The sequence below is a fragment of the Sinorhizobium meliloti genome (assembly GCF_017876815.1).
Lineage (GTDB): Bacteria > Pseudomonadota > Alphaproteobacteria > Rhizobiales > Rhizobiaceae > Sinorhizobium > Sinorhizobium meliloti.
Window position 1 is genome coordinate 3,599,737 of record NZ_JAGIOS010000001.1, and the last position, 25,764, is coordinate 3,625,500.

General features: G+C 62.4%; 23 protein-coding genes. 7 read left to right on the top strand and 16 right to left on the bottom strand.

Annotated features, from left to right (window positions below):
- Nucleotides 1-39: 39 nt before the first annotated feature.
- Complete coding sequence (locus tag JOH52_RS17465; RefSeq protein ID WP_010969244.1) at nt 40-318, top strand: type II toxin-antitoxin system RelE family toxin; 279 nt, start codon at nt 40-42, stop codon at nt 316-318.
- A gap of 240 nt (nt 319-558) precedes the next feature.
- Here JOH52_RS17465 and JOH52_RS17470 read toward each other — a convergent pair whose 3' ends face one another.
- The 5 genes from JOH52_RS17470 to cysG form a co-directional block, all read right to left on the bottom strand.
- On the bottom strand, nt 559-1,371 hold the full coding sequence (locus JOH52_RS17470) for a ferredoxin--NADP reductase (RefSeq protein WP_003537440.1): 813 nt from the start codon (nt 1,369-1,371) through the stop codon (nt 559-561).
- A 145-nt stretch (nt 1,372-1,516) separates the two neighbouring features.
- Nucleotides 1,517-2,017, bottom strand: coding sequence for a DUF934 domain-containing protein (locus JOH52_RS17475; protein ID WP_010969243.1), 501 nt, complete (start codon nt 2,015-2,017; stop codon nt 1,517-1,519).
- Nucleotides 2,018-2,034: 17 nt separating this feature from the next.
- The gene (locus JOH52_RS17480) at nt 2,035-3,708 is read right to left on the bottom strand and encodes a nitrite/sulfite reductase (RefSeq protein WP_014529670.1); all 1,674 of its coding nucleotides are present in this window, start codon (nt 3,706-3,708) and stop codon (nt 2,035-2,037) included.
- Nucleotides 3,709-3,723: 15 nt separating this feature from the next.
- On the bottom strand, nt 3,724-4,041 hold the full coding sequence (locus tag JOH52_RS17485) for a DUF2849 domain-containing protein (RefSeq protein WP_003537445.1): 318 nt from the start codon (nt 4,039-4,041) through the stop codon (nt 3,724-3,726).
- Nucleotides 4,042-4,051: 10 nt separating this feature from the next.
- Nucleotides 4,052-5,509, bottom strand: a complete 1,458-nt coding sequence (gene cysG / locus JOH52_RS17490) for a siroheme synthase CysG (RefSeq protein ID WP_010969241.1) — start codon at nt 5,507-5,509, stop codon at nt 4,052-4,054.
- Nucleotides 5,510-5,732: 223 nt separating this feature from the next.
- Between cysG and JOH52_RS17495 the strand changes: the two genes are divergently transcribed.
- The 3 genes from JOH52_RS17495 (at nt 5,733) to JOH52_RS17505 (ending at nt 9,597) form a co-directional block, all read left to right on the top strand.
- Complete coding sequence (locus JOH52_RS17495) at nt 5,733-6,320, top strand: deaminase (RefSeq protein ID WP_010969240.1); 588 nt, start codon at nt 5,733-5,735, stop codon at nt 6,318-6,320.
- Nucleotides 6,321-6,323: 3 nt separating this feature from the next.
- Nucleotides 6,324-7,157, top strand: coding sequence for a nucleoside triphosphate pyrophosphohydrolase (gene mazG / locus JOH52_RS17500; RefSeq protein WP_003537451.1), 834 nt, complete (start codon nt 6,324-6,326; stop codon nt 7,155-7,157).
- A 1,267-nt stretch (nt 7,158-8,424) separates the two neighbouring features.
- The gene (locus JOH52_RS17505) at nt 8,425-9,597 is read left to right on the top strand and encodes an IS481-like element ISRm20 family transposase (protein WP_010968459.1); all 1,173 of its coding nucleotides are present in this window, start codon (nt 8,425-8,427) and stop codon (nt 9,595-9,597) included.
- 313 nt (nt 9,598-9,910) lie between these two features.
- Here the strand turns inward: JOH52_RS17505 and hflX are convergent, their stop codons facing one another.
- The 9 genes from hflX to dusB all read right to left on the bottom strand — a co-directional run bounded on the left by hflX (nt 9,911) and on the right by dusB (nt 21,437).
- A complete protein-coding gene (hflX, locus tag JOH52_RS17510) occupies nt 9,911-11,308 on the bottom strand; it encodes a GTPase HflX (RefSeq protein ID WP_003535430.1) in 1,398 nt (465 codons plus the stop codon).
- Nucleotides 11,309-11,314: 6 nt separating this feature from the next.
- Nucleotides 11,315-11,557 (bottom strand): RNA chaperone Hfq, encoded by a 243-nt coding sequence (gene hfq / locus JOH52_RS17515; protein ID WP_003535434.1) that lies wholly within the window; start codon nt 11,555-11,557, stop codon nt 11,315-11,317.
- A gap of 100 nt (nt 11,558-11,657) precedes the next feature.
- The gene (locus tag JOH52_RS17520; protein WP_003535436.1) at nt 11,658-12,521 is read right to left on the bottom strand and encodes a D-amino-acid transaminase; all 864 of its coding nucleotides are present in this window, start codon (nt 12,519-12,521) and stop codon (nt 11,658-11,660) included.
- A gap of 11 nt (nt 12,522-12,532) precedes the next feature.
- The gene (gene trkA / locus JOH52_RS17525; RefSeq protein ID WP_003535437.1) at nt 12,533-13,909 is read right to left on the bottom strand and encodes a Trk system potassium transporter TrkA; all 1,377 of its coding nucleotides are present in this window, start codon (nt 13,907-13,909) and stop codon (nt 12,533-12,535) included.
- 54 nt (nt 13,910-13,963) lie between these two features.
- Nucleotides 13,964-15,328, bottom strand: coding sequence for a two-component system response regulator NtrX (ntrX, locus tag JOH52_RS17530; RefSeq protein WP_003535439.1), 1,365 nt, complete (start codon nt 15,326-15,328; stop codon nt 13,964-13,966).
- The gene (gene ntrY, locus JOH52_RS17535) at nt 15,318-17,633 is read right to left on the bottom strand and encodes a two-component system sensor histidine kinase NtrY (protein ID WP_013844315.1); all 2,316 of its coding nucleotides are present in this window, start codon (nt 17,631-17,633) and stop codon (nt 15,318-15,320) included. The genes ntrX and ntrY overlap by 11 nt, the downstream gene beginning before the upstream one ends.
- A gap of 179 nt (nt 17,634-17,812) precedes the next feature.
- Nucleotides 17,813-19,267 carry a nitrogen regulation protein NR(I) gene (gene ntrC / locus JOH52_RS17540; protein ID WP_003535443.1) on the bottom strand — a complete coding sequence of 485 codons (1,455 nt, stop codon included), beginning with the start codon at nt 19,265-19,267 and terminating at the stop codon, nt 17,813-17,815.
- A complete protein-coding gene (locus JOH52_RS17545; protein WP_003535444.1) occupies nt 19,264-20,412 on the bottom strand; it encodes a two-component system sensor histidine kinase NtrB in 1,149 nt (382 codons plus the stop codon). The genes ntrC and JOH52_RS17545 overlap by 4 nt, the downstream gene beginning before the upstream one ends.
- Nucleotides 20,409-21,437 carry a tRNA dihydrouridine synthase DusB gene (dusB, locus tag JOH52_RS17550; RefSeq protein ID WP_017265679.1) on the bottom strand — a complete coding sequence of 343 codons (1,029 nt, stop codon included), beginning with the start codon at nt 21,435-21,437 and terminating at the stop codon, nt 20,409-20,411. The genes JOH52_RS17545 and dusB overlap by 4 nt, the downstream gene beginning before the upstream one ends.
- A gap of 148 nt (nt 21,438-21,585) precedes the next feature.
- On the opposite strand from dusB, the gene JOH52_RS17555 reads away from it, so the two are divergent.
- Nucleotides 21,586-22,818: a bifunctional 2-C-methyl-D-erythritol 4-phosphate cytidylyltransferase/2-C-methyl-D-erythritol 2,4-cyclodiphosphate synthase gene (locus tag JOH52_RS17555; protein WP_014529672.1), complete on the top strand. Its 1,233-nt coding sequence runs from the start codon at nt 21,586-21,588 to the stop codon at nt 22,816-22,818.
- Complete coding sequence (locus JOH52_RS17560) at nt 22,799-23,296, top strand: CinA family protein (RefSeq protein WP_010969234.1); 498 nt, start codon at nt 22,799-22,801, stop codon at nt 23,294-23,296. The genes JOH52_RS17555 and JOH52_RS17560 overlap by 20 nt, the downstream gene beginning before the upstream one ends.
- On the opposite strand, the gene JOH52_RS17565 is transcribed toward JOH52_RS17560, so the two are convergent.
- Entirely contained in the window at nt 23,284-23,733 is a 450-nt protein-coding gene (locus tag JOH52_RS17565) for a type II toxin-antitoxin system RatA family toxin (protein WP_003535455.1), read from the bottom strand. The genes JOH52_RS17560 and JOH52_RS17565 overlap by 13 nt on opposite strands.
- A 203-nt stretch (nt 23,734-23,936) precedes the next feature.
- On the opposite strand from JOH52_RS17565, the gene JOH52_RS17570 reads away from it, so the two are divergent.
- Nucleotides 23,937-24,515: a hypothetical protein gene (locus JOH52_RS17570; protein ID WP_164854503.1), complete on the top strand. Its 579-nt coding sequence runs from the start codon at nt 23,937-23,939 to the stop codon at nt 24,513-24,515.
- 244 nt (nt 24,516-24,759) lie between these two features.
- Here JOH52_RS17570 and lipA read toward each other — a convergent pair whose 3' ends face one another.
- Nucleotides 24,760-25,728 carry a lipoyl synthase gene (lipA, locus tag JOH52_RS17575; protein WP_003535457.1) on the bottom strand — a complete coding sequence of 323 codons (969 nt, stop codon included), beginning with the start codon at nt 25,726-25,728 and terminating at the stop codon, nt 24,760-24,762.
- Between the last annotated feature and the right edge of the window lie 36 nt (nt 25,729-25,764).

Below are 25,764 nucleotides of genomic sequence, written 5' to 3' on the forward strand. Positions count from 1 at the left end.
AAGCCAAAACCTCGCAGAAACTCTCCATTCTAAGGCCTGTTGAGATTCGGGTACCGCCGCGGCCTCGAATTCCTGCCGTCTGCTCGAAAGGAATGGGACAAGCTGGGCGCGACGATCCGGCAGCAGCTTGTAAAGAAGCTGCGTGAGCGTTTGGAGCGCCCCCGCATTCCGAGCGCCGCACTACACGGGATGCCCGACCACTACAAAATCAAACTGAGACAGCTTGGCTATCGTCTCGTCTACCGGGTCGATGACGGCTCTGTCACTGTGCTGGTCGTGGCAGTTGGAAAGCGAGAGCGGGTGACGTCTACAACTTGATGAGAGCACACGGGCGTTAGATCGCCGGACCGGGCATCATAGGCCACCTAAACGCTCCAGCCCGCACCCGGCGAGAGGGGACATGCCCTACGAAATGCTGGTGACTATGGCAGCCAAGGCGCCCGCCACGAGTCCCTTCGCCCCGCTCGCGGGGAGAAGGTGCCGGCAGGCGGATGAGGGGCGGCCGCAAATCGGCGTAAAATATCTTTAAGAGGACGCTATCGCCCTCGGCGCCATGGATCAGCCGACGAATGCACGTTCGATGACGAACTCTGCCGGCTTGTTGTTGGCGCCTTCCGTCAGGCCGGCGGCTTCGAGGATTTCCTTGGTATCCTTCAGCATGGCGGTGGAACCGCAGATCATTCCGCGGTCGATCTCGGGATCGAGCGGCGGCAGGCCGAGGTCTGCGAAGAACTTGCCGTTGGTCATCAGGTCGGTGATCCGGCCCTTGAAGGGATATTCTTCGCGCGTAACCGTGGCGTAGTGCCGAAGCTTGTCGCCGACGATCTCGTTCAGGAACTCGTGATTGCGGATTTCATCGACGAGATCGAAGCCATATTTCAGCTCCGCCACGTCGCGGCAGGTATGGGTAAGGATGACCTCCTCGAACTTCTCGAAGGTCTCCGGGTCGCGGATGAGGCTCGCAAAGGGCGCGATGCCCGTGCCCGTCGAGAACATATAGAGCCTGCGGCCGGGCACGAGCGCATCCAACACCAGCGTGCCGGTCGGCTTCTTGCGCATCAGCACCTGGTCACCGGGCTTGATCCCCTGCAGATGCGACGTCAGCGGCCCATCGGGCACTTTGATGGAGAAGAATTCCAGTTCCTCGTCCCAGGCCGGGCTCGCGATCGAATAGGCACGATAAACGGGCTTGTCGCCGACCATCAGTCCGATCATCGCAAATTCGCCCGAGCGGAAGCGGAACTCCTGCGGGCGTGTCATGCGGAAGCGGAAGAGCCGGTCGGTGTAGTGTTCGACGCTCGTCACCGTTTCAGCGAAGACGCCTGCCGGAGCCTGTACCGCGAAATCTTCTTTTTTTGCCGGAGCATTCATCGTGACCACAGTCCTGTAAATGGTGACGCTGTTTATCAACTACAAGCGGATATTCCAACCCATGCCGAATTGAAAGGAAATCCCTTCCAAATATAGTCGCTTTCGAGGATTTCGGCTTGCTTCACACTGTCGCGGCCTGCACCTTTCAAGAGACGCGGCGCCAGCTGTAGGAATTGATGTTGGCGGACGGCTTTGCCGTCGGCTGGTAGTGGTTGGAAATGCCTGGCAGCCGGCCCTCCGAAAGCCGTTTGATCGCCGTGGCGTTGGTTACGGCGAAGCTGTCGACGCCGCAACGCAGCATAAGCGGGATCGGGTCGATCAGCACGTCGCCGACGGCGCGGATTTCGCCCTGGTAGCCGAGCCGCGAACGCAGCAGCGAAGCATGGCTGAAGGACCGGCCGTCGCTGAAAGCCGGAAATGCCACCGCCACCAGCGCGATCCTTTCGAGATAGGGCTGAAGACGCATCACGTCGTCTGCGGGGTTGATCAGAACGCCAAGCTCCGAGGCATCGCTCTCCGCAACCGCCGCCAGGAAGCCGTCGATGTTCAGAATCGCCTTCTCGTTCGATCCGGCCTTGGTCTCGTCGGTTTCGATCACCCAGGGATCATCGTTCACGAAGCCGGTTTCTTTCCAGATTTTCGTCATCTTTTGCTGTCCTTGGATCACGCGGCTGCCTGGGCACCGCCGCCATAGAGCGCATCCTTGAAAGGCTGCGGCCCCACCCGGCGATAGGCTTCGAGGAAGGTCTCCGACTTGTCCCGGCGCAAGCCGAGATAGGTATCGACGATCGTCTCCACCGCGTCGGTCACTCTTTCCGGCTCGAAGCCGCGACCAATGATCTCGCCGATCGATGTATGTTCGTCGCCGGAGCCGCCGAGCGTGATCTGATAGAGCTCCGCGCCCTTCTTTTCGACGCCCAGAAGACCGATATGGCCGACGTGATGGTGCCCGCAGGCATTGATGCAGCCGGAAATCTTGATCTTGAGCTCGCCGATTTCGGCCTGCCGCTCGGGCGAGCCGAAACGGTTCGAAATCTCCTGCGCGACCGGAATCGAGCGTGCATTGGCAAGCGCACAGTAGTCGAGCCCCGGACAGGCAATGATGTCGGTGATCAGCCCCGCATTGGCAGTGGCGAGGCCGGCGGCGACCAGGGCGCGATAGACCGGCTCGAGGTCGGCAAGCGCCACATGCGGCAGGATCAGGTTCTGCTCATGGCTGACGCGGATCTCGTCGAAGGCATATTCCTCGGCGATATCGGCGACCGCATCCATCTGTTCGTGGCTCGCGTCGCCCGGAATGCCGCCGATCGGCTTCAGCGAGATCGTCACCATGCCGTAGTCGGGATGCTTGTGCGGCTGGACGTTCTGGTGCACCCAGCGGGCAAATTCCGGAGCGGCCTTCTTCCAGCGGGCGAGACTGCCCCAGCCCTCCGTCCGGTTCGGCAGTGTCGCGGGCGCAAAATAGGCAGCGATCGCCTGGATATCCGCGTCCGGCAGCTTCAGTTCCGTGTCCTTCAGATTGGCGAATTCGAGCTCCACCTGACGGGCCAGTTCCTCGGCACCGGTTTCATGAACCAGTATCTTGATGCGCGCCTTGTACTTGTTGTCGCGGCGACCATGGAGGTTGTAAACGCGCATGATCGCGGTCGTGTAGGAAAGCAGATCCTCTTCCGGCAGGAAGTCGCGGATCTTCTTGGCAATCAGCGGCGTGCGGCCCTGCCCGCCGCCGACATAGACGGCAAAGCCAAGCTTGCCATTCTCGTCCTTCTTCAGGTGCAGGCCGATGTCATGCACCTGAATGGCGGCGCGGTCGCGCTCGGCGCCGGTCACGGCGATCTTGAACTTGCGCGGCAGGAACGAGAACTCCGGATGGACGCTCGACCATTGCCTGAGGATTTCGGCATAGGGGCGCGGGTCGGCGACTTCGTCAGCCGCGGCACCGGCGAAATGGTCCGCCGTCACGTTGCGAATGCAGTTGCCGGAGGTCTGCAGCGCGTGCATCTCCACGCTTGCCAGTTCCTGAAGGATATCAGGCGTGTCGGAAAGGCGCGGCCAGTTGTACTGGATGTTCTGGCGGGTCGTGAAATGTCCGTAGCCGCGGTCATATTTGCGGGCGATATGGGCGAGCATCCGCATTTGCCGGCTCGAGAGCGTACCATAGGGAATGGCGACGCGGAGCATATAGGCATGGAGCTGCAGATAGACGCCGTTCATCAGGCGCAGCGGCTTGAACGCATCCTCCGCGAGTTCACCGGACAGTCGCCGCTGGACCTGGTCGCGGAACTGCTCGACGCGTGCGGAAACGAAGGCGTGGTCGAATTCGTCGTAACGATACATGGCTTCTCAGGTCCCTCAGGCAGCAACATTCTTCGGGCCCGCAAGCCCGCTGTATCCAGGAGCGTAGGGGATCGACGGCCCTTCGGCACGGATCCGCTCACGCATGCGCAACGGCCGCAGCGTACCGTCTACCTCCTCGACGTCGATAACGTTGACGTCCACCACTTTATTCTCGTCGAACGAGCGCTTTCCGGTCGCCTCCAGGGCCGCGACGGCCTCCGCATGGCGAGCGACGAAGGCATCCTGCAACGACTCCACCCAATTGCCGGAAGCGTCGAGCCAGACGGAGATGCCATCCGCCAGACGGTTTGCCGTCAGAACCTTTTCCACCATCGCGTCGTCCTCAATTCCAGATCTGTTCGGTGCGTTTCGCCGAAACTTTGCTGGCACCGCTATACTTGGTGCGGCCGGCCGCCAGCGGCTCGGACCGTTCGAAATTCGCGCCCGCAACCGCTTCGCCGATGATCACCATGACCGGCCCGTCCAGTTCCGTGCGGGCCTCGAGATCCGGCAGATCGCGGAGCGTTCCGTGCAGGAGACGGCGCTCGGCACGGCTCGCATTCTCGATCACCGCGACGGTCGTGTCCTGCGGCAGACCGGCCTGCATGAGCCGCGAGGCGACGGAGGCCGCAACGGTGCGGCCCATATAGACGGCAATCGTCGCGCCGGAAACCGCCAGTCGCGCCCAATCGGGAAGAACGCTGCCTGTCAGATCGTGCCCCGTCGTGAAAACCAGCGACGATGCCACGCCGCGCAGCGTCAGCGGCAGTTCGAAATCGGCGGCCGCGGCAAAGGCCGATGTGATCCCCGGCACCACCTCGTAGCTGATGCCGGCTTCACGCAGTGCCGCCATTTCCTCGCCTGCCCGGCCGTAGACCAGAGGGTCGCCGGACTTCAGCCGGACGACGCGCTTGCCTTCGCCGGCAAGCTTCACCAGCAACTGATTGATCTCGTCCTGCGACTTGGTATGGCAGCCCTTGCGCTTGCCGACCGAAAGCCGCTCGGCGTCGCGGCGGCCCATGTCGACGATCGCTTGCGGCACCAGCGCATCATAAACGATGGCATCCGCTTCCATCATCACGCGCTGCGCCCGGAGCGTCAGCAGGTCTTCGGCGCCCGGTCCGGCGCCGACCAGCCACACATGGCCGGCCACGCCCCCCGCGGCATCCAGAAGCCTCGAGGCCTCGCGGCGCGCGGATGCAAGATCGCCGAGCGCTACTTGATCCGCCACAGGGCCCGAGAAGAAGCGGCGCCAGAAGACACGCCGAGCGACGCCGCGCGGCACGAGGCGCTCGACGGCGTCGCGATAGTTCGCAGCCAAAGAGGCAACGATACCCAAGGACGGCGACAGCAATTGATCGATCTGCGCGCGGATCATCTGCGCCAGAACCGGCCCTGCCCCTTCGGTGCCGATCGCAACTGCGACGGGCGCCCGGTTGACGAGTGCCGGCGTGAGGAAATCGCAATAGTCCGGCTGATCCACGGCATTTGCGGGGATTTTCCGCTCGCGCGCCGCAGTCACGACAACGCGGTCAAGCGCCGCATCGCCGGTTGCGGCAAAGACGAGGACGGAGCCTTCGACCTGATGAGCCCCAAAGGGTTCGCGCACGGTCTCGATATTGTTGGCATCCAGAAAAGCATCGAATGCCGGTTCCGGGCGATCCGCATAGGCGACGATGCGCGCCTCGGTGTTCAGCAGCAACCGTAACTTGGCGAAGGCCTCGTCCCCATTGCCGAACACCGCCACGCTTTTCTGCGCGACGCGAAAGAATGCCGGAAAGACGGACAATTTCTGCGACATAACGAGGGGACGGCTCCTTTTGCAGGCTGCGGCGAATATCCCCTATAGGCCGCAACATTTGAAGGAACAGAAATTTCAATGCTTTTCCGGTCACGTATTGTTTTGCTCGACAGCCAATCTTTTTGAGCAAATATCTCCGGGACCCTGATCCGCCCGTTGGTTCGGCCATTGCGCCGATCGGCCGACCTCCGTTAAATGCCGGCTCAAAGCAGGAGACCGAGACATGAAAAAAACCCAACTGGCAGAGCGCCTGCTGACCGTCATCGAAGAGGACATACTGCCGCTCACCGAGAAGGGCGTAGCCGACGGCAACAAGGTGTTCGGCGCCGCTATCCTGCGCAAGTCCGATCTGTCGCTGGTGCTGGCCGAAACCAATAACGAGACCGAGAACCCGCTGTGGCATGGCGAGGTGCACACGCTCAAGCGCTTCTACGAGATGGCCGAGACGCCGGACACGCGCGAACTGATCTTCCTCTCGACGCATGAGCCCTGCTCCATGTGTCTCTCGGCGATCACCTGGGCAGGTTTCGATAACTTCTACTATTTCTTCAGCCACGAGGATTCGCGCGACAGCTTCGCTATCCCGCATGACCTGAAAATCCTGAAGGAGGTTTTTCGCCTCGAACCGGGCGGCTATGCCCGGCAGAATGCGTTCTGGAAATCGGCTTCCATCGCGGCACTGATGCAGGAGGCCGATCCGGAAACGCGGCAGCGGCTCAGCGGCCAGGACACCCGCATCCGGGCACGCTACGATCGTCTGTCCGATACCTATCAGGCGAGCAAAGACACCAACGCCATACCGCTGAATTGAGCCATGGAAGCTTCCCGCGACATTCAACGCCTGCTCGACATCATGGCCGCGCTCCGCGATCCGGAGACGGGCTGCCCCTGGGATATCGTGCAGACCTTCGAGACGATCCGGCCTTATACGATCGAAGAGGCCTATGAGGTCGCCGACGCGATCGAGCGTCATGATATGGACGACCTGTGCGACGAACTCGGCGACCTTTTGCTGCAGGTGGTCTTCCACGCACGCATGGCCGAGGAGGCCGGCGCGTTTTCCTTCGGTGACGTCGTCGAAGCCATCACGCGCAAGATGATCCGCCGCCATCCGCATGTCTTCGCCCGCTCCGACGCCGACACCGCCGAGGCGGTGAAGCTGCAATGGGAAGAGATCAAGCAGGCCGAGAAGGCCGACCGGCGGCAACGGCGCCTGCAGCGCGGCGTGTCGCAAGAGGAGCATGCTGGCCATCTCGGCTCGATCCAACGCAGCTTCCCGGCGCTGGTCGAGGCGCTGAAGCTGCAGGAACGGGCGGCAAAGGTCGGCTTCGACTGGTCCGAGCCTGAGCCGATCCTCGACAAGGTCGAGGAGGAAATCGGCGAGCTGCGGCAGGCACTTAAAGACGGTGACCTCGGGAAGGTCGCGGACGAGCTCGGCGACCTGATCTTCGCGCTCGTCAATATCGGCCGCCATGTCGGCACCGATCCGGAAATGGCGCTGCGCGGCACCAATACCAAGTTCCGGCGCCGCTTCGGCCACATCGAGAAGGAACTGGAAGCCGGAGGCGAAACGCTCGATGCGGCGTCGCTGGAGCGCATGGAAGAACTCTGGCAGGCGGCGAAGGCTATCGAAAGGCAGCTGACGTAGGCTCGTGCGTTACCCGCTGTGTCTATGCTATTCCTCATCCCTGCCCGTCAAGGAATCCAGCCGGGCGGAATCCTTGGGCTGAAAAGACTCACCCGCGCCGCAGACGCGGCGCTGCTGGATCCCTGTGACGAGCACAGGGATGAGGGTGGAACGGGTGAGGTCCCTCGGAATACTTCTCATAGGCCGTGGGAAATTAAGGAGATGGCGCGCACGTCCTTCGAGCGAAGATTGCCGTAGCGCCCGTGCATCCCCGCCTCCCTCATTCCTGTGCCTGTCACAGGAATCCAGCCAGGCCAAGTCATTGGGCTGGAAAGACTCTTCCGCGCCGCAGACGCGGCGCTGCTGGATCCCTGTGACGAGCACAGGGATGAGGGGAGAGAGGGTCCCGATCCCTCGGAATAGTTCTCATAGGTGCGCGGATATCGAGGAGATGGCGCGCAGTCCCCAAACGAGGTTGCGGCAGCGCCCGTGCATCCCCGCCTCCCTCATTCCTGTACCTGTCACAGGAATCCAGCCAGACCAAGTCCTTGGGCTGGAAAGACTCTTCCGCGCCGCAGACGCGGCGCTGCTCTCATCCCTGTGACGAGCACAGGGATGAGGGTGGAGCGGGTGCGGTCCTTCGGAATACTTCTCGTAGGCCGTGGGATATTAATGAGATGGCGCGCATGTCCTTCGGGCGAAGGTTACCGTAACGCCCGTGCATCCCCGCCTCCTCATTCCCGTGCTCGTCACAGGGATGAGGGGAGAGAGGGTCCCGGTCCCTCGGAATAGTTCTCATAGGTGCGCGGATATCGAGGAGATGGCGCGCAGTCCCCAAACGAGGTTGCGGGAGCGCCCGTGCTTCCCCGCCTCCCTCATTCCTGTGCTCGTCACAGGAATCCAGCCAGACCAAGTCCTTGGGCTGAAAAGACTCACCCGCGCCGCAGACGCGGCGCTGCTCTCATCCCTGTGACGAGCACAGGGATGAGGGGAGAGAGGGTCCGGTCCCTCGGAATACTTCTCATAGGCCGTGCGGAAGGAGATGGCGCGCAGTCCCCAAACGAGGTTGCGGCAGCGCCCGTGCATCCCCGCCCCCCTCATTCCTGTGCTCGTCACAGGAATCCAGCCAGACCAAGTCCTTGGGCTGGAAAGACTCAGCCGCGCCGCAGACGCAGCGCTGCTCTCATCCCTGTGACGAGTGTTTAGCCCGGGGACATAACTGACGGGTGTTCGGGGAGATGGCTGACACGTCATACTGGCATGGATTTGGCTTCGAAGGGGGTATTCCATGCCGTGGCGAGAGGTATCGACGATGGGAGAGCGGCGGGAGTTTGTGCGACTTGCGCTTGAGGAGGGTGTGAACCGGCGGGAATTGTGCCGGCGGTTCGGGATCAGCCCGGATATCGGTTATAAATGGCTGGCGCGGTGGGAAGCCGGCGACCGCGAGTTGGCGGATCGCTCACGGCGCCCGCATATAAGTCCGATGCGTTGCAACGAAGCGGTAGAGACCGAGGTGCTTGGGGTGCGCGATGCGCATCCGGCATGGGGGGCGCGCAAAATTGTGGGCTATCTGGAACGGCAGGGAACCCACCCGCCGGCGGTTTCGACCGTTCATGCCATCCTCAAGCGCCATGATCGGATCGTAGCACCGCCGGGCGGCGCGCCGGCGTTGCAGCGCTTCGAGAAGGAGGCGCCGAACCAGCTCTGGCAAATGGATTTCAAGGGCTGGGTGCAATTGGCCGACGCCACGCTCTGCCACCCGTTGACGGTGATCGATGACCATTCCCGCTTCGTGCCTTGTCTCATGGCCTGCGCCGATCAGCGAGGCGCGACCGTACGCGGCCATCTGGAGCGGACATTCCGGCGCTACGGGCTGCCGGACGCCATGTTCGTGGATAATGGCGCGCCATGGGGCGATCCGTCAGGCGAGGGCTGGACCGGCCTCGGCGTATGGCTTCTGAAGCTCGGCGTCGCCCTACTGCACAGTCGCCCCTACCATCCGCAGAGCCGTGGCAAGAATGAACGCTTCCATCGCACACTCAAGGCCGAGGTGTTCGCCTTTGACCGTTTCAGGGATCTTGCTGCCGTTCAGCGCGCCTTCGATGCCTGGCGCGAGCTTTACAATTTCGAGCGCCCGCATGGGGCACTCGATCATGACGTGCCGGCCAGCCGCTACCACCCCAGTCCGCGCGCCATGCCGGATCGCCTGCCCGAGCCCGTCTATGACGAGGGCGAGATCGTGCGCAAGGTTTCCGCCACCAAAGCCTATGTCAGCTTCAAAGGCCGGCTATGGAAAGTTCCCAAAGCTTTCTGCGGAGAACGCCTCGCCATCCGCCCGCTCGACCGCGACGGCCACTATGGCGCTTTCTTCGGTGCCCATCACATCGCAACAATCAACTTGACCAACAAGCAATCCGTCAGTGATGTATCCGAACAGGTGTCCGCCATGTCCCCGGGCTAAACAACGAGCACAGGGATGAGGGGAGAGAGGGTCCCGGTCCCTCGGAATACTTCTCATGGGCCGTGCGGAAGGAGATGGCGCGCAGTCCCCAAACGAGGTTGCGGGAGCGCCCGTGCATCCCCGCCTCCCTCATTCCTGTGCTCGTCACAGGAATCCAGCCAGACCAAGTCAGTGGGCTGGAAAGACTCTCCCGCGCCGCAGACGCAGCGCTGCTCTCATCCCTGTGACGAGCACAGGGATGAGGGTGGAGAGGGTGCGGTCCACTCTTATAACCTGTGCGGAAAGTCAGGAAATGGCGCAACACTCCTGGCTGCTACCAATCCTCTTCGACGGCCTTCGGGCCGTTGCCCAGCCGCCTCTCGAGCTCCGTGGCCTCTCCCTCCGTCAGACGCAGGTCAAGGCTCACGCGTCCATCCTCGAGGTCTTCGCGGCCATCGACGATCGCATGCTGGTAGACCCAAGGCAGCAACTGCAGCTGATCGAGACCCAGAACGACGGTGCACTCGGTCATGACGCCCGAAAGACGCCGGCCTATTTCAGTGAGAAGATCGTCGACACCTTCGCCGGTCATGGCCGAAACGGCGACCGTGTTGTCGGCGCTCGCGGCCTTCTTCACCAGCGCTTCGCGCACTTCCGGCTCGACCTTGTCGATCTTGTTCCAGACCTCGACAATGCGCTCGGCACCCTCCTTCTCGTCGATGCCGAGATCGGCCAGGATGCGCAGCACGTCGCTTGCCTGGGCCTGATTGTCCGGATCGGACAGGTCGCGCACATGCAGAACCAGGTCGGCCTCGAGTACCTCTTCCAGCGTCGCCCGGAAGGCGGCGACCAGATGCGTCGGCAGATCGGAAATGAAGCCGACGGTGTCGGAGAGGATGACCATACGCCCATGCGGCAGTTTCAGCCGCCTCAGCGTCGGATCCAGCGTCGCGAAGAGCATGTCTTCGGCGAGCACGCCGGCCCCGGTCATCCGGTTGAAGAGCGTCGATTTGCCCGCGTTCGTATAGCCTACGAGCGCGACGATCGGATGCGGCACCTTCTTGCGCTTCGACCGGTGAAGCTGGCGCGTGCGCCGCACCTGCTCCAACTCGCGCTCCAGCTTGACGATCCTGTCCTGCAGCAGCCGGCGGTCGGCCTCGATCTGCGTTTCGCCGGGCCCGCCCATGAAACCCGCGCCGCCACGCTGCCGTTCGAGGTGCGTCCAGCTGCGAACCAGGCGGCCCTTCTGATAATTGAGATGTGCGAGATCGACCTGCAGCGTGCCCTCCCTGGTGGAGGCACGCCGGCCGAAGATTTCCAGAATGAGGCCGGTGCGGTCGATGACCTTGGCGTTCCATTCCTTCTCGAGATTGCGCTGCTGGACAGGCGTCAGCGGGTGATCGACGATCACGAGCCCCGCATCCTTCTCGCTCAGGACGTGACCGATCTCCTCGATCTTGCCGGTGCCGAGCAGCGTGCCCGGTTTTGGCTGGGCGACGGAAACGATCATGCCGTGAACGACGTCCAGGTCGATGGCGAGCGCCAGGCCCGTCGCCTCCTCCAGCCGGCTTTCGTCCGAACGCGTAGCGGGCTGCGCAACGATGTCGGCAGAAGCCTTCCCGGTCTTTTTCAGGATCGGAACGACGACGACGGCACGCGAATCATCGCGGAGCCTCTCGAGCTCCGGAATGATCGACGACGATTTTGAATCACGCTTGGTAATGTTCCTCACATCCCGTCAGGAGGCAGCTTCCTCATTCTCGAACATCTGCAACGGCTGGCCCGGCATGATCGTCGAGATGGCGTGCTTGTAGACGAGCTGAGAATGACCGTCGCGGCGCAACAGCACACAGAAATTGTCAAACGATGTTACGACACCCGTCAGCTTGACGCCGTTGATGAGGAATATGGTCAAAGAAATCTTTTGCTTGCGGACCGTGTTGAGAAAGAGATCCTGCAAGTTTTGAGAACGTTCCGCCATCGCGCCGCTTCTTTCTTATTTGCCGGCGTTCTGGCGCCGGTGCATTTTGTTAATTTTTAAGGTGTCACGTACGATCCCGGCACCTCCGCAGGGTTTGGTATCAAATCACCGTCTTTTCCGCAATGTCGAAAAAGGCCTCGCGAATATTCTGTGCTATGCTTCCTGGATGACCGTTGCCGATCGTCTTTCCGTCGACGGAAACGACGGGAAAGCAGATGCTGGTAGCAGCGGTGATGAAGACCTCCCGCGCTGCGAGCATTTCTTCCACGGAGAAGGCCGTTTCCTCGATCGCAAGGCCCAGCGGCTTGGCCACGTCCATCAGGGTGGTGCGGGTCACGCCGCGCAGAATGCCACTTTCCGCCGGGCGGGTGCGTAACGTCCCTTCGCGGTCCACGATCCATACATTCGTCGCCGCCCCCTCTTTGACCATGCCGTCCACGTCGACGAAGATCGCCTCCTGCGCGCCCGCTTCCTTCGCCTGCTGACGGGCAAGCACATTCGGGAGAAGGCCGACGCTCTTGATATCGACGCGATCCCACCGGTTCTCCGGCACCGTTATCGCCGATATGCCCTCGGCATTCTTCCGGGCGATCGCCCCGGGATCCGTGCGTTTGGCGGTGACGACGATCGAAGGCGGCGTGTCCGCATCAGGGAAAACATGATCCCGCCGCGCGACGCCGCGGGTCACCTGCAGATAGAAGAGCCCGTTGCGGACCCTGTTTCGGCGCAGCACCTCCCGGATGACATGGATCAGCGCCGCACGACTCATCGGCCAGCCTATCCTGAGCTCGCCCAGGGATCGCCCTAGGCGATCGAGGTGTCGGGTCAGGTCGATGATGAAGCCGTGCCGCACCTCGCAGACCTCGTAGACGCCGTCGGCAAACTGGTAACCCCGGTCCTCGACGTGAATGGCGGCTTCGGCGTGCCGGACGTAAGTGCCGTTGACATAGGCGATTCTCGGCATGGCTGAGGCCCTCAGAAATATTGAATGCTGACGCGGAAGAGCTGTTCGACATCGCGGACGGTCTCGGCGGCCGCGAGGAGGACCACGCGGTCCTTCGCCTTGATCCGCGTGTTGCCGTCTGGGCGCACATAGGCCTTGTCGCGATAGAGCGCGCCGATGCGGATACCCTCCGGCAATTCGAGCTCGCGCAGCGCCTTGCCGACCAGCGGAGAGGTTTCGAGCGCCTCTGCCTCGATCACCTCCGCCATGCCGTTCTGCACCGCGTAGACCGACCGGATGCGGCCCTTTCGCACGTGCTGCAGCACACGCGAGATGGTGACGGCGCGCGGATTGATATAGGCGTCGACACCGGCGGCGCCGGCGAAGTCCTGATAGGCCGGTTCGTTGATCAGCACGAGGGTCGACTTCGCTCCAAGCCTCCTGGCAAGCATGCTCCCGAGGATGTTGATCTGGTCGTTATTCGTCAGCGCGACGACGAGATCCGCCTCCTGGACATCCGCTTGCGCCAGGATCCGCTGATCCATGGCCGAGCCGTGGAGGACCACCGTGCTGTTGAGCTTGTCGGCGACGAGCACGGCGCGATCCCGGTCGTTTTCGACGAGTTTCACCCGCATGCGCGGCTGCTGTTCCTCGATCGTTCGCGCGACGAAATAGCCGATATTGCCGGCGCCGAGGATGATGATCCGCCGCGCCTCCTGTTCTTCATGGCCGAAGAGCGCCAGCGTGCGGCGGGCATGGTCCCGGTCGCAGACCACATAGGCGAGATCGCCGGTCTTCAACTGGTCGGAGGAATGCGGAACGATCAGCTTACCGTCCCGGAAGATACCGGTCACGGTCGCGTGCAGATCGGGAAAGAGCTCGCTCAATTGCTGCAGCGGCGTGTCGACGACGGGGCAGTCTTCCATACATTCGATTGCAACCATCGCGATCCGATCGTCCGCGAAGCGCACCACGTCGGTGGCGCCGGGAAAGGATATGCGGCGAAGCACGAGCCGCCCTACCTCGATTTCCGGAGAGATCGTCACGTCGATCGGGACGTTCTCGCGCGAAAAGAGGTCGGAATATTCGGGCGCAAGATAGCTCTGCGCGCGGATGCGGGCGACCTTGGTCGGTACGTTGAAAATCGCATGGGCTACTTCGCAGGCGACGATGTTGACCTCATCGTACAGCGTTACCGCGATGAGCATGTCGGCCTGGTCGGCGCCCGCCTTCGCCAGTACATCCGGATGCGCCCCGTGGCCGACGTAACCGCGCACGTCCAGCGTCTCGGTTATGTAGGCAATCAGCGCGGCCGACGTGTCGATCACCGAAACGTCGTTATTCTCGCGCGACAGCCGCTCGGCGATGCCGTAACCGACCTGCCCTGCCCCGCATATGATCACCTTCATTGCTATTCCTTACGTCTGGGACGGATCTGCCGATGGCTCGTTATGGGTTTCTGATCACACGCCCAACGACTTCAGCTTGCGATGAAGGGCGGAGCGCTCCATTCCGACGAATTCGGCGGTGCGCGAGATATTGCCGCCGAAGCGATTGATCTGGGCGATCAGATAATCGCGTTCGAACATCTCGCGAGCCTCCCGCAGCGGCAGGGTCATGATGTGCTGATCGCCCTGCGCCGAGATCTTCGGCAGGGTGTCCCCAACCTCGTTCGGCAGCATGTCGGCGGTGATCGGCGTATCGGGACCGTCGCTGCGCGCGAGGATCATCAGGCGCTCGATGTTGTTGCGCAGTTGGCGGATATTGCCGGGCCAATCATGCGCCTGCAGTACGGCCAGCGCATCCTCGCCGATCTTGCGGGGACGGATGCCGGCCTGTTCGCTTACCTGTCGCATGAACATGTCGACCAGGAAAGGGATGTCCTCGCGCCGCTCCGCAAGAGCGGGAACGCGCACCGGAATGACGGCGAGCCGGTGATACAGGTCCTCGCGGAACAGGCCCTCGGTGATCATGTTCTCGAGATTGTAGGCGGTCGAGGAGATGATGCGGACATCGACCTTGACGCGCTTGGAGCCGCCGACCCGCTCGAACTGCTGGTCGACGAGGACGCGCAGGATCTTGTTCTGCGTTTCGCGCGGCATTTCGCCGACCTCGTCCAGGTAGAGGATGCCCCCGTGGGCCTCCTCGAGTGCACCCGTTCGACGCGGCTGCCCCGTCGTTCCTTCGGTACCGAAAAGCGCGATCTCCATTCTGTCGGGCGTGATCGCAGCCGCATTGAGAGCCACGAAAGGACCGTTGGCACGCGCGGACTTGCGATGGATCATCCGCGCGACGAGTTCCTTGCCGGAGCCGGACGGTCCCTGGATCATGATACGGCTGTTGGTGGGCGCCACTTTCTCGATCATCTGGCGCAGTTGCGACACGGCAACGGAGGTTCCGATCAGTTCCACCGGATCGCCCGACTTCCGTCTCAGCTCTGAGTTTTCCCGCTTGAGCTTGGAATTCTCGAGCGCCCGCTCGGCGATCAGGATCAGCCGGTCGGCCTTGAACGGCTTCTCGATGAAATCATAGGCTCCGCGCTTGATCGCGGAAACGGCGGTTTCGATGTTGCCGTGACCTGAGATCATCACCACCGGCAAATCGGGGTGCCGGTTCTTGATCTCGTCGAGCAGTGCCAGGCCGTCGAGCTTGCTTCCCTGCATCCAAATGTCCAGGAAGATCAGGCGCGGCACACGGTCGTTGATCGCCGCGAGAGCGCTCTCGCTGTCGAAAGCGGTCCGCGTTTCATGGCCCTCGTCCGAAAGGATTCCCGAGACGATCTCGCGAATATCCTCCTCGTCATCCACAACCAGAATATCAGCCGCCATTGGTATTACCCTTATCCTTCAAATTATCTTCGCCCCCGGTCTCGCCGGCGGGCGGCAGAACCACCCGGATCATCGCCCCGGCGCCACCGTCGAAGTCCGGCGGTGCGTCGTGCAGTTCCAGTTGCCCGCCGTGGTCCTCTATGATCTTCTTGACGATAGCGAGGCCGAGACCGGTGCCCTTATCCCGCATCGTCATGTACGGCTCCAGAATTCGGTGCCGGTTCTCGGTCGGAAGCCCCTTGCCGTTGTCGATGACGTCGACCACGAAGCGGCCGGTGGTATCATCGCGACGGGATCGGATGACGACTGTGGGCGCGCCTCGTGACGTTCCCGCGGGCACGGCTTCGATCGCCTCCACCGCGTTCTTGACGAGATTGCCGAATGCCTGACCCAGCATGCGGCCGTCGAACTGCCCCTCGAGCGGTTCGTCGCCGAAATCGCGGACGAAGTTGATGTGGCTGTTGCCCATCTCGCGCAGGAATACGGCGTCCTTCAGGATCGCCCGCAGGTCGGACTTCTCCTTCGTGGGCTTCGGCATCCGCGCGAAGGCGGAGAATTCGTCGACCATCCGGCCGATGTCCTCGACCTGGCGCACGATCGTTTCGGTGCACTGGTCGAAGACCGCACGGTCCTCCTGATCGATCTGCTTGCCGTAGCGGCGTTTCAGCCTCTCGGCCGAGAGCTGGATCGGCGTCAGCGGGTTCTTGATCTCGTGTGCGATGCGGCGAGCGACGTCCGCCCAGGCGGTGGAGCGCTGCGCGATTACCAGATCCGTGATGTCGTCGACGGTGATGACATAGGAGCCATGCGATTCGTCGCCCTCCTCTCGCGTCACCTGAACATTCATCGTGCGCTCGGTGCCGCCGCGCATGATATTGATCTGCTTGCGGTAATCGTTGCGGTAGCGGCTCTCGGCCTCGACCAGAACCGCTTCGATTTCCGGGGCCACGTCGCTGAGATTCGCTCCGATGAGCTCCGGCGCCGCCTTCTTGAGCATCCCTTCCGAAGACGGATTGAAGATGGTGATGCGGCGATCTCTGCCGACGCCGATGACTGCCGCCGTTACGCCGGAGAGCACTGCCTCGATGAAGCGGCGGCGTTGGTCGACCTCGTCCTTCGCCACCAGGATCTGATCCTGCTGGGTCCGAATTTCGCTCACCATCTTGTTGAACGTGCGCGACAGGTTGCCGACGTCGCCGTCGACGGCGCGCACGGGAACGACGACGTCGAGATTGCCGGAAGCGACGCTGTCGGCGGCGCCGATCAGCTGCCGGATCGGCCGGACGATGCGGTCGGCGACCGCAATGGCCGTCCAGATCGCCGCCAGCAGCACGATCAGGGCAAAACCGATGTAAAGGACGCCGAAGGCGATCTGCAGGGAGGTCCGCCCGGCCTCGAGCGTCTTGTATTCCGCAGTGTTCTCTTCCATCAGCCGCATCGATCGCATGACTTCCGGATCGACGTTTCGGACGGTGTAAAGATAGGTGCCCGGAATGTTTTCGAGCGGAATGACGGCTCCCACCAGATTGGTCACGCCCGGGGGGATAAGCGTCGGCTGACCGGCAATGGTGCTCTTCAGTGCGTCCTGCGGGATCGCCGGCAGCGGACGATCGGTCGAAATATTGGCCTGGAGTATGGCGCTGCCGTCAGCGCGCACGAGGAATGCGCCGAGCATGCCGCGCCCCCTCGCCTGCCGTGTCATCAGCTCGACGAAGCCGGTACGGTCGAGGCTATAGAGCTGGCGATTGCGCTCCAGGTCGTTGGCCATCGACACCGTCTGACCCTGAAGGTAGCTGGCATTCTCGAGGACGTAGGCCTGCGCGACGTTCAGGGAGGAACGGACGATCGCCTGCGTACGCAGCGAGAACCAGCGGTCGAGGCCGACATCGAGGGTGATGCTGGCGAAGATCGCGACGAGGATCGCCGGCGTGATCGCGACGATCGAGAAGAGCGCGACGATGCGCACATGCAGGCGCGCTGCGGCTCTTCCCTTGCTGCGCGCCCTGAGCAGTCTGAAGATCTCGCGAGCGATGAGATAGATCAGGCCCACGACGAAGAGGCCGTTGATGCCGGCACAGGCGATCACGATGTTTCTCTCGGGCCGGATCGGGGTCAGACCGAGGAGAACGAGCAGCGACAAGGTGGCGCAGATCAGGGCACCGGTGGCGAGCATAAGCCCCGGCAAGGCAAAGGAGGCTCGCCGATCCTGGGCAGCAGTGACTCCGTCCTCCGTGCCCAATGGCAAGGCCATTCCATCCACCATGAAAAGTGCTACCCCCAACCGGCGTACCGACGACACCGGCATACGCCTGCGTTCCGGACCGAGACATTGAACCTTAAAGCGCCGCGTCTCCTTTCGGATACGCAAAGCTCCCCGCCCGCACCCGTCTGATCGACCGGCTGCGACCGCGCGCCGGCGAATCGACGCTTATGCGAGGTTCAAGCAACGCATTGTGGCGAAAATGCAACGGTGTTGCATCTCAGTCAAGCGCTACGCGAGCTGCGGTACACCGAGACCCCGAGTTCGCGGATCTTCTTGCGCAGCGTATTGCGGTTGAGACCCAGGAGGTCGGCCGCCTTGATCTGGTTGCCGCGAGTCGCCGTCAGAGCCGCGAGGATCAGAGGATATTCCATTTCCGCAAGGACGCGATCGTAGAGGCCGGAGGGCGGTAAGGCATCGCCAAAGCTCGCGAAATACTGCCGCATGTTTTCCTCGACCGCCTGCGATATCGACAGCGAGCCCGAGCGCGCCGCGGCCTTCTCGATCGGGCTGTCCGGGATCTCCGAACGCAGTTCGTTCTCGATGATTTCGCGGGTAATGACATCCTGTGGATAAAGTGCCGTCAGACGGCGAACGAGGTTCTCGAGCTCGCGCACATTGCCCGGCCAGGGATGCGCCTTCATCAATTCGAGCGCCTCCTGATCGAAGCGCTTGACGTCGAGCCCTTCCTTTTCGGCCTGCTGGACGAAATGGCGGACAAGGTCCGGGATGTCTTCGGCGCGGTCTCTCAGGGGCGGCAGACGCAGGGGCACGACATTCAGGCGATAGTAGAGGTCTTCGCGGAAAAGGCCCTGATTGATCGATTGTTTCAGGTCCTTGTTGGTGGCAGCGACGATGCGGACATCCGAGCGGATCGGCGTGCGTCCGCCGACGGTCGTATACTCGCCCTGCTGCAGCACGCGCAGGAGACGCGTCTGCGCATCCATCGGCATGTCGCCGATTTCGTCGAGGAAGAGCGTCCCCCCTTCGGCCTGCTCGAAGCGCCCGGTGGAGCGCGTCTGGGCGCCGGTAAAAGCCCCCTTCTCATGACCGAACAGTTCCGACTCGATGAGGTCGCGCGGGATCGCCGCCATGTTGATGGCGACGAAGGGGCCATTTCTCCGCTTGCCATAGTCGTGCAGTGCACGGGCAACGAGTTCCTTGCCGGTGCCGGACTCGCCGGTGATCATCAGCGTGAGGTCGGTCTGCATCAGCCGCGCAAGCACGCGGTAGATTTCCTGCATGGCGGCGGAACGGCCGACCAGCGGCATCCCGTCCTGCGAATCGTCCTCGAGTTTGGAGGGCCGTCGCTTCGGTTCGGCGAGCGCCCGGCCGATGATGCCGATCAGCTCCGTCAGATCGAACGGCTTCGGCAGATAATCGTAAGCGCCCTTCTCCGAAGCCTTGATGGCCGTCATGAAGGTATTTTGAGCGCTCATCACGAGAACCGGCAGATCCGGCCGTGCCTTCTTGATCCGTGGCAGGAGATCGAAGGCGTTTTCATCCGGCATCACGACATCGGTCACGACCAGGTCGCCGTCGCCGGCTGCTATCCAGCGCCAGAGGGTTGCGGCATTGGAGGTGATGCGCACATCGTATCCGGCACGGCTGAGCGCCTGGTTCAGCACGGTGCGAATGGCTGCGTCGTCATCCGCGACGAGGATCGTTGCGCCCGTCATCCATTGGTTCCTTTTGTCATCGGAGTTTCTTCATCGGCCGCCAGCCCCTTGGATGCCGGCATGAGAACGCGGAAGGTCGTGCGGCTATGCTGGCTGTCGCATTCGACGATGCCGCCGTGGCCGCCGATGATCTTGGCCACAAGCGCCAGGCCGAGACCGGACCCGTTCGTCTTGGTGGTGATGAACGGGTCGAAAAGATGCGGCAGCAGATCGGGAGGGACGCCCGGACCGTTGTCATGCACGCAGAATTCCAGAGGCAGCGAGATCTTTTCGCGCGTTCCGGCGACCGAAAGGCGAATGCCCGGCCGATAGGCCGTCGTCAGCAAAATCTCGCCGTCCGCCCTGTCGCCGATCGCCTCGGCCGCGTTCTTGATCAGATTCAGGAAGACCTGAACCAACTGGTCGCGGTTCGCGAAAACCGGGGGAAGCGACGGATCGTAATGTTCCGATATCTTGATTCTCCGGGCAAAGCCGGCCTTGGCGATCGCCTTGACGTGGTCGAGCACCGCATGGATGTTGAGCGGCAGGCGGTCGACCGGGCGCTCGTCGGAGAAGACCTCCATCCGGTCTACGAGCGAGACGATGCGGTCCGTTTCGTCGCAGATCAGTCTCGTCAGGGCGCGATCCTCGTCATTGACGGAGGTTTCCAGGAGCTGCGCGGCGCCGCGAATGCCCGAAAGCGGATTCTTGATCTCGTGGGCGAGCATCGAAGCAAGGCCGGTAACGGACCGCGCTGCGGCACGGTGGGTGAGCTGGCGGTCGATCTTGTCCGCCATCGACCGTTCCTGAAAGACGATCACCACCGATCCGGGTTGCGACAGTACCGGGGCCACATAGAGGTCGACGAGCTTGTCGGCTCCAAGGCGCGGAGAGCTGAGGTCCACCCGGTACTCGTTGACCGCCGCCCGACGCTCGCGAACCTGCTCGATCAGCGTCAGGAGCGGGCTGCCGAATGGAATGAAAGCGCTGATATCGTGGCGCGCAAGATGGTTGGCGCTGGCCCCGAAGAAGGATTCGGCCTCCCAGTTCGCAAAGGCGACGAAGCCGTTCTCGTCCACCAGGATGACCGGATTCTGGATCGCGTTCAGCACGGCCATGGAAAGATCGTTGGCACCTTCCACCGGTGCCGTTGCCTTCTCGGTCATGCCGCAATCTCCTCCCTCGCCGCCGCCCCGCCGGAGCGAACAATGGCGGCTACCACGCTGTCGCGTACGAAACCCGTCTCGGTCGATGTCAGAATCGCGGCTTTCTCCGAAGCGGGAAGCTCGGGCGCGAAACGATCGAGATACCAGCCCGCATGTTTGCGGGCGGTCCGCAGCCCGACCTCCACGCCGTAGAATTCGAGCATCATCTCGTAATGCTCCGCGAATATGCGGGCGACGCCCGACGCATCCGGGTGAGCAGCAGCGCCGGCGAGAACGCCAGCATGCCACGGCCGTCCCTGGCACGATCGACCGACCATGACGGCGTCCGCGCCCGACCGACGCAGGATCTCATGCGCATCCGCAACCGAATCCACATCGCCATTGGCAATCAGCGGGATGGAGACCACCTCGCGGACGGCCCCGATCGCATCCCAATCGGCTTTGCCGTTGTAGAATTGCATGCGTGTTCGTCCGTGAATGGTGATCGCCTTCACGCCTGCCTCCTCGGCCCTTCGGGCAATCAGCGGCGCATTGATCGAATTCTCATCCCAGCCGAGGCGCATCTTGAGCGTTACCGGGACCGTGGCTGCTTTGACCGTCGCTTCGATCAGCGAAAGCGCATGATCCGGATCGCGCATCAGCGCAGATCCGGAATAGCCGCCGGTGACCTTCTTCGCGGGACAGCCCATGTTGATGTCGATGATATCGGCGCCATTGGCCTCGACGATCCTCGCCGCCTCGGCCATCCAGTGCGCTTCACGCCCGGCGAGTTGCACGATGTGCGGATCGATGCCGGAATTCTTCAGCCGCGCCCAGGATTCGGCGGCGTTACCGACCAGTTCGCGGCTCGCCACCATCTCGGTCACGACGAACCCCGCGCCGAAACGCCAGGCAAGCATGCGAAAGGGCAGATCCGTCACGCCGGACATCGGCGCGAGCGCTACGCGATTGCGGATTTCGACATTCCCGATCAGAAGCGAGGGTGAAAAAGCCGTCGAGGGCAAATGCATATCTTTCAGGCACATGAAAATCTTGCACTATTTTTAGACATTGTTCTTCTGCTTGCCAAGCCTTTTCGACGCGCGGGACAAAATTCCTCGCATGGCTGGCCATGGCAGGACCTTCGCGGTACATCACGGCGAATATTGGCGAATGCGGGACCACATACAGAAGATGCAAGGCGAAGAACAGTTCTCCTGCGGCGTCGTGATCGTTGCGGCCGGCCGCGGCGAGCGCGCCGGCCAGTCGGCCGAGGGACCGAAGCAATACCGCACGATCGGTGATCGGCCCGTTATCGCCCATACGCTTGACATTTTCGCGACATGGCCCGGAGCGGGACCTGTCGTCGTCGTGATCCACCCCGATGACGAAGAGCTGTTCGCGGCGGCCCGCAAGCGGATGGCCGGGGCCTTGGAGCTGACGGTGGTCCACGGCGGAGCGACGCGCCAGCTTTCGGTGCTCGCCGGGCTGGAAGCGGTCGCCGCTACCGGCGTGGAATACGTGATGATCCACGACGCGGTGCGCCCCTTTTTCGATCACACACTGCTCGATCGCTGCGGTGCGGCGCTTCGTGACGGCGCCCAGGCCCTCCTGCCGGCAATTGCGGTCGCCGACACGCTGAAGCGTACGAAGGCGGCCGGCCTCGTTGCCGAGACCGTTCCGCGAACCGATCTCTACGCCGCACAGACGCCGCAGTGCTTCCGCCTCGAGCCGATCCTCTCCGCTCACCGGCGAGCGGCGGCAAGCGGCAGGTCCGACTTTACGGACGACGCCTCTATCGCCGAATGGGCCGGCATCCCCGTCCTTCTGGTGGAAGGAGCCGTGGACAATTTCAAGTTGACACTCCGGAGGGACCTGTCGATGGCAGACGAGAAACTGACCCGCATGGCCATTCCCGATGTGCGCACCGGCAACGGATATGACGTGCATCAACTCGTGGACGGCGACGGCGTCACCCTCTGTGGTGTCTTCATCCCCCACGGCCGCAAACTCTCCGGCCATTCCGACGCGGACGTAGCCCTGCACGCCTTGACGGACGCCCTGCTCGCCACTTGCGGCGCCGGCGACATCGGCGACCACTTCCCGCCATCCGACCCGCAGTGGAAGGGCGCGCCTTCGCGCATCTTTCTCGAGCACGCTGCGCGGATCGTCCGCGAGCGCGGCGGCACTGTTACCAATGCCGACATATCGCTGATTGCCGAGGCGCCCAAGGTCGGGCCGCATCGTCAGCAGATGCGCGAAAACCTTGCGGCGATACTCGGTATTTCGCTCGACCGCTGTTCGATCAAGGCGACGACCAACGAGAAACTCGGCTTTGTCGGGCGGAACGAAGGAATTGCGGCGATCGCCACCGCGACCGTCGTCTATGCATCACGGAGCAAGCCCGATGTGGACGACCGATACTGAAGAGAAAGCGCGGGCCATAATCCAGGATTTCACCTCCCGCGGACTTAAACTGGCGACCGCGGAGTCCTGCACCGGCGGCCTGATCGCCGGCGCCTTGACGGGAATCGCAGGCTCGTCCTCCGTCGTCGACCGCGGCTTCGTCACCTATTCCAACGAAGCGAAGGTCGAGATGCTCGGCGTGAACCCCGCAACGCTTGCCGCACATGGCGCCGTCTCGCGTGAAACGGCGATGGAGATGGCGCGCGGCGCGGTTTTGCGCTCAGCCGCCGATATCGCCATAGCCGTCACGGGCATAGCCGGGCCGGGCGGCGGCTCCGCCGAGAAGCCCGTCGGCCTCGTTCACCTCGCCGCTGCCGCTCGCGACGGCGCGATGATTCACCGGGAAATGCGCTACGGCGACATCGGCCGGCCTGCGGTGCGGCTTGCCACCGTGCACACGGCGCTCGATCTGGTCGCAGAGCTGGCTCACGCTCCGTAGATCACATCCGCCCGCTTTTCGAATGCTTCGGAGAACATGCGGAAGGCGCGATCGAACATCGAGCCCATGAGCGCGCCCAGAAGGCGGCTCTTGAATTCATAGTCTATGCAGAAGTGTACGATCGACTGGCTTTCGTCCACGGGCTCGAAACGCCAGACATTGTCGAGGTACTTGAACGGACCCTCGATATAGTTGACGTCGATGATCCGCTCTTCCCGTTTGAGAAGCACCTGGGTCGTGAATGTTTCCCGGATCGCCTTGTAGCCGACCGTCATGTCGGCAAGCAGCAGCACCTTGCCGTCGCGCTCCTTGCGCGAGCGTACGCTCAGCGCTTCGCAAAGGGGCAGGAACTCCGGATAACGCTCGACATCGGCAACGAGAGCGAACATCTGCTCGGCCGAGTGCTTGACGACGTGGTTGGTTTCGAAATGCGGCATGAATTTGAGTTAAGGCCCCAGCGCCGGAAGATCAAGGAGGCGGCGCATTTGTGCCGGCTTGTTGCGGCAGACTGCTCATGCGAACGATATTCGACCTTGATGCTATATGTTCGCATGGCGCCCTATGCTGGCAAAGGAATTCGCCTTTCGTAACTCACCGCGTTTCCTCTATTCTGCGCGAGCTTCCTTTCGCACGAGATATTATGGACGAAGAGCAACAACTCGAAATTCTGTCGCCGGTCACCGATCTTGGCTTTGTCCGAATCCTCTTGGCCGACCTGCATGACGAGCTGCCTTCAAAGGTTGCTCGGTTCCGCCAATTGGCGGACCTCTCGACGTCCCTCGGCGCAAACGGCACGATGTTCACCGGAGGCGAGACGACATATCTTGCTTGGACAGAAGCCAGATCGAGCTTCGTTCATGGAAACTACATCGCGACCGTGATGTTATGCCAAGGGCTTGCAGAACATCTTTTGGCATCATACCTGGAACTCGGAATTGACGGGGAACAACTGCCGCCAAGGGTCAAATTTCCTATTACCCTCGAACGATGCTTGAGCCGGGGGATCATCGTCGACGCCGACGTCAAAGATCTTCACCGTCTCATGAAATTGCGCAACCCACTGTCGCATTATAGGAATATTGATGATCCCTCGAACTTGACGCACCGAGCCCTCGAAAATCAATCGCCAGCCGCCGACCACGTTAGGGGTGACGCAAGCTTTGCCTTGTCGGTAGCGGTCCGATTGCTTTCGCTGCCGGCATTCAGGGTCGATAAATGAGCGCCTCATGCGCGTCCTGCTCAAGTGATTGGTGCGCCGCACTTGTTGAATTTGGCAGCATGTCGCGAATGCCCCTCATCCGCCTGCCGGCACCTTCTCCCCATTATGATGGGGAGAAGGGACTCGCCGAGCCGTCCCGATCCTCATCGGGTAAACGAGTGCCGGGTGTTGCCACGGGTTCCCTTCGCCCCGCCTGCGGGGAGAAGGTGGCCGGCAGGCCGGATGAGGGGCGGAAGCAGGCGGACTACTCCGCCGCAGCCAGCTTCCTTTCGCGCGCCGCCTTCAGCCTTGCGAAGTCGTCGCCGGCATGGTGGGACGAGCGGGTCAGCGGGCTTGAGGAAACCATCAGGAAGCCCTTGGTGTAGGCGACCGTCTCGTAGGACTTGAATTCTTCCGGAGTGACGAATTTCTCGACCTTGTGATGCTTGCGGCTCGGCTGCAGATATTGGCCGATCGTCAGGAAATCGACATCGGCGGTACGCAGGTCGTCCATCAGCTGCAGCACTTCGTTGCGCTCCTCGCCGAGGCCGACCATGATGCCCGACTTGGTGAACATTGTGGGGTCGAGTTCCTTCACGCGCTGCAGAAGCCGGATCGAATGGAAATAGCGCGCGCCCGGCCGGACCGTCAGGTAGTTGGACGGAACCGTTTCGAGATTGTGGTTGAAAACGTCCGGCTTGGCGGCCACGACACGCTCCAGCGCGCCGGGCTTGCGGAGGAAATCGGGCGTCAGGATTTCGATCGTGGTTTCCGGCGAGGCTTCCCGGATCGCGAAGATGACCTTCTCGAAATGCTCGGCGCCGCCGTCGTCGAGGTCGTCGCGGTCGACGGAGGTGATGACGACATGGCTCAGGCCCATCTGCTTCACCGCCTTGGCGACATTTGCGGGCTCGTCCAGATCGAGGGCATTGGGCTTGCCGGTCGCGACGTTGCAGAAGGCACAGGCACGCGTGCAGATCTCGCCCATGATCATGAACGTCGCGTGCTTCTTGTCCCAGCACTCGCCGATGTTAGGGCATCCGGCTTCCTCGCAGACCGTAACGAGCTTGTGGCTCTTCACGATCGAGCGGGTCTCCTGGTATCCCTTCGAGGTCGGTGCCTTCACACGGATCCAGTCCGGCTTGCGCAGGACCTCGGTGTCGGGCCGGTGGGCCTTTTCCGGGTGGCGAACACGCTGCGCCCGATCCGAGACGGCGTCGAAAACCGTTACCATGTGTCTTCCTTCATAGTGACGGGCAAGCGGCAGCAA

Excerpts from the sequence above, each read along its gene's own strand:
- mazG (WP_003537451.1), top strand. The coding sequence starts at position 6,324 with ATGGAAGCTTCCCGCGACATTCAACGCCTGCTCGACATCATGGCCGCG.
- JOH52_RS17560 (WP_010969234.1), top strand. The coding sequence starts at position 22,799 with ATGTGGACGACCGATACTGAAGAGAAAGCGCGGGCCATAATCCAGGAT.
- hfq (WP_003535434.1), bottom strand. The coding sequence starts at position 11,557 with ATGGCGGAACGTTCTCAAAACTTGCAGGATCTCTTTCTCAACACGGTC.
- cysG (WP_010969241.1), bottom strand. The coding sequence starts at position 5,509 with ATGTCGCAGAAATTGTCCGTCTTTCCGGCATTCTTTCGCGTCGCGCAG.
- ntrY (WP_013844315.1), bottom strand. The coding sequence starts at position 17,633 with ATGCCGGTGTCGTCGGTACGCCGGTTGGGGGTAGCACTTTTCATGGTG.
- JOH52_RS17565 (WP_003535455.1), bottom strand. The coding sequence starts at position 23,733 with ATGCCGCATTTCGAAACCAACCACGTCGTCAAGCACTCGGCCGAGCAG.
- JOH52_RS17480 (WP_014529670.1), bottom strand. The coding sequence starts at position 3,708 with ATGTATCGTTACGACGAATTCGACCACGCCTTCGTTTCCGCACGCGTC.
- lipA (WP_003535457.1), bottom strand. The coding sequence starts at position 25,728 with ATGGTAACGGTTTTCGACGCCGTCTCGGATCGGGCGCAGCGTGTTCGC.
- JOH52_RS17545 (WP_003535444.1), bottom strand. The coding sequence starts at position 20,412 with ATGACCGAGAAGGCAACGGCACCGGTGGAAGGTGCCAACGATCTTTCC.
- JOH52_RS17495 (WP_010969240.1), top strand. The coding sequence starts at position 5,733 with ATGAAAAAAACCCAACTGGCAGAGCGCCTGCTGACCGTCATCGAAGAG.
- JOH52_RS17570 (WP_164854503.1), top strand. The coding sequence starts at position 23,937 with ATGGACGAAGAGCAACAACTCGAAATTCTGTCGCCGGTCACCGATCTT.
- JOH52_RS17505 (WP_010968459.1), top strand. The coding sequence starts at position 8,425 with ATGCCGTGGCGAGAGGTATCGACGATGGGAGAGCGGCGGGAGTTTGTG.
- JOH52_RS17520 (WP_003535436.1), bottom strand. The coding sequence starts at position 12,521 with ATGCCGAGAATCGCCTATGTCAACGGCACTTACGTCCGGCACGCCGAA.
- ntrC (WP_003535443.1), bottom strand. The coding sequence starts at position 19,267 with ATGACGGGCGCAACGATCCTCGTCGCGGATGACGACGCAGCCATTCGC.
- trkA (WP_003535437.1), bottom strand. The coding sequence starts at position 13,909 with ATGAAGGTGATCATATGCGGGGCAGGGCAGGTCGGTTACGGCATCGCC.
- dusB (WP_017265679.1), bottom strand. The coding sequence starts at position 21,437 with ATGTGCCTGAAAGATATGCATTTGCCCTCGACGGCTTTTTCACCCTCG.
- ntrX (WP_003535439.1), bottom strand. The coding sequence starts at position 15,328 with ATGGCGGCTGATATTCTGGTTGTGGATGACGAGGAGGATATTCGCGAG.
- JOH52_RS17470 (WP_003537440.1), bottom strand. The coding sequence starts at position 1,371 with ATGAATGCTCCGGCAAAAAAAGAAGATTTCGCGGTACAGGCTCCGGCA.
- JOH52_RS17475 (WP_010969243.1), bottom strand. The coding sequence starts at position 2,017 with ATGACGAAAATCTGGAAAGAAACCGGCTTCGTGAACGATGATCCCTGG.
- JOH52_RS17485 (WP_003537445.1), bottom strand. The coding sequence starts at position 4,041 with ATGGTGGAAAAGGTTCTGACGGCAAACCGTCTGGCGGATGGCATCTCC.
- JOH52_RS17555 (WP_014529672.1), top strand. The coding sequence starts at position 21,586 with ATGCAAGGCGAAGAACAGTTCTCCTGCGGCGTCGTGATCGTTGCGGCC.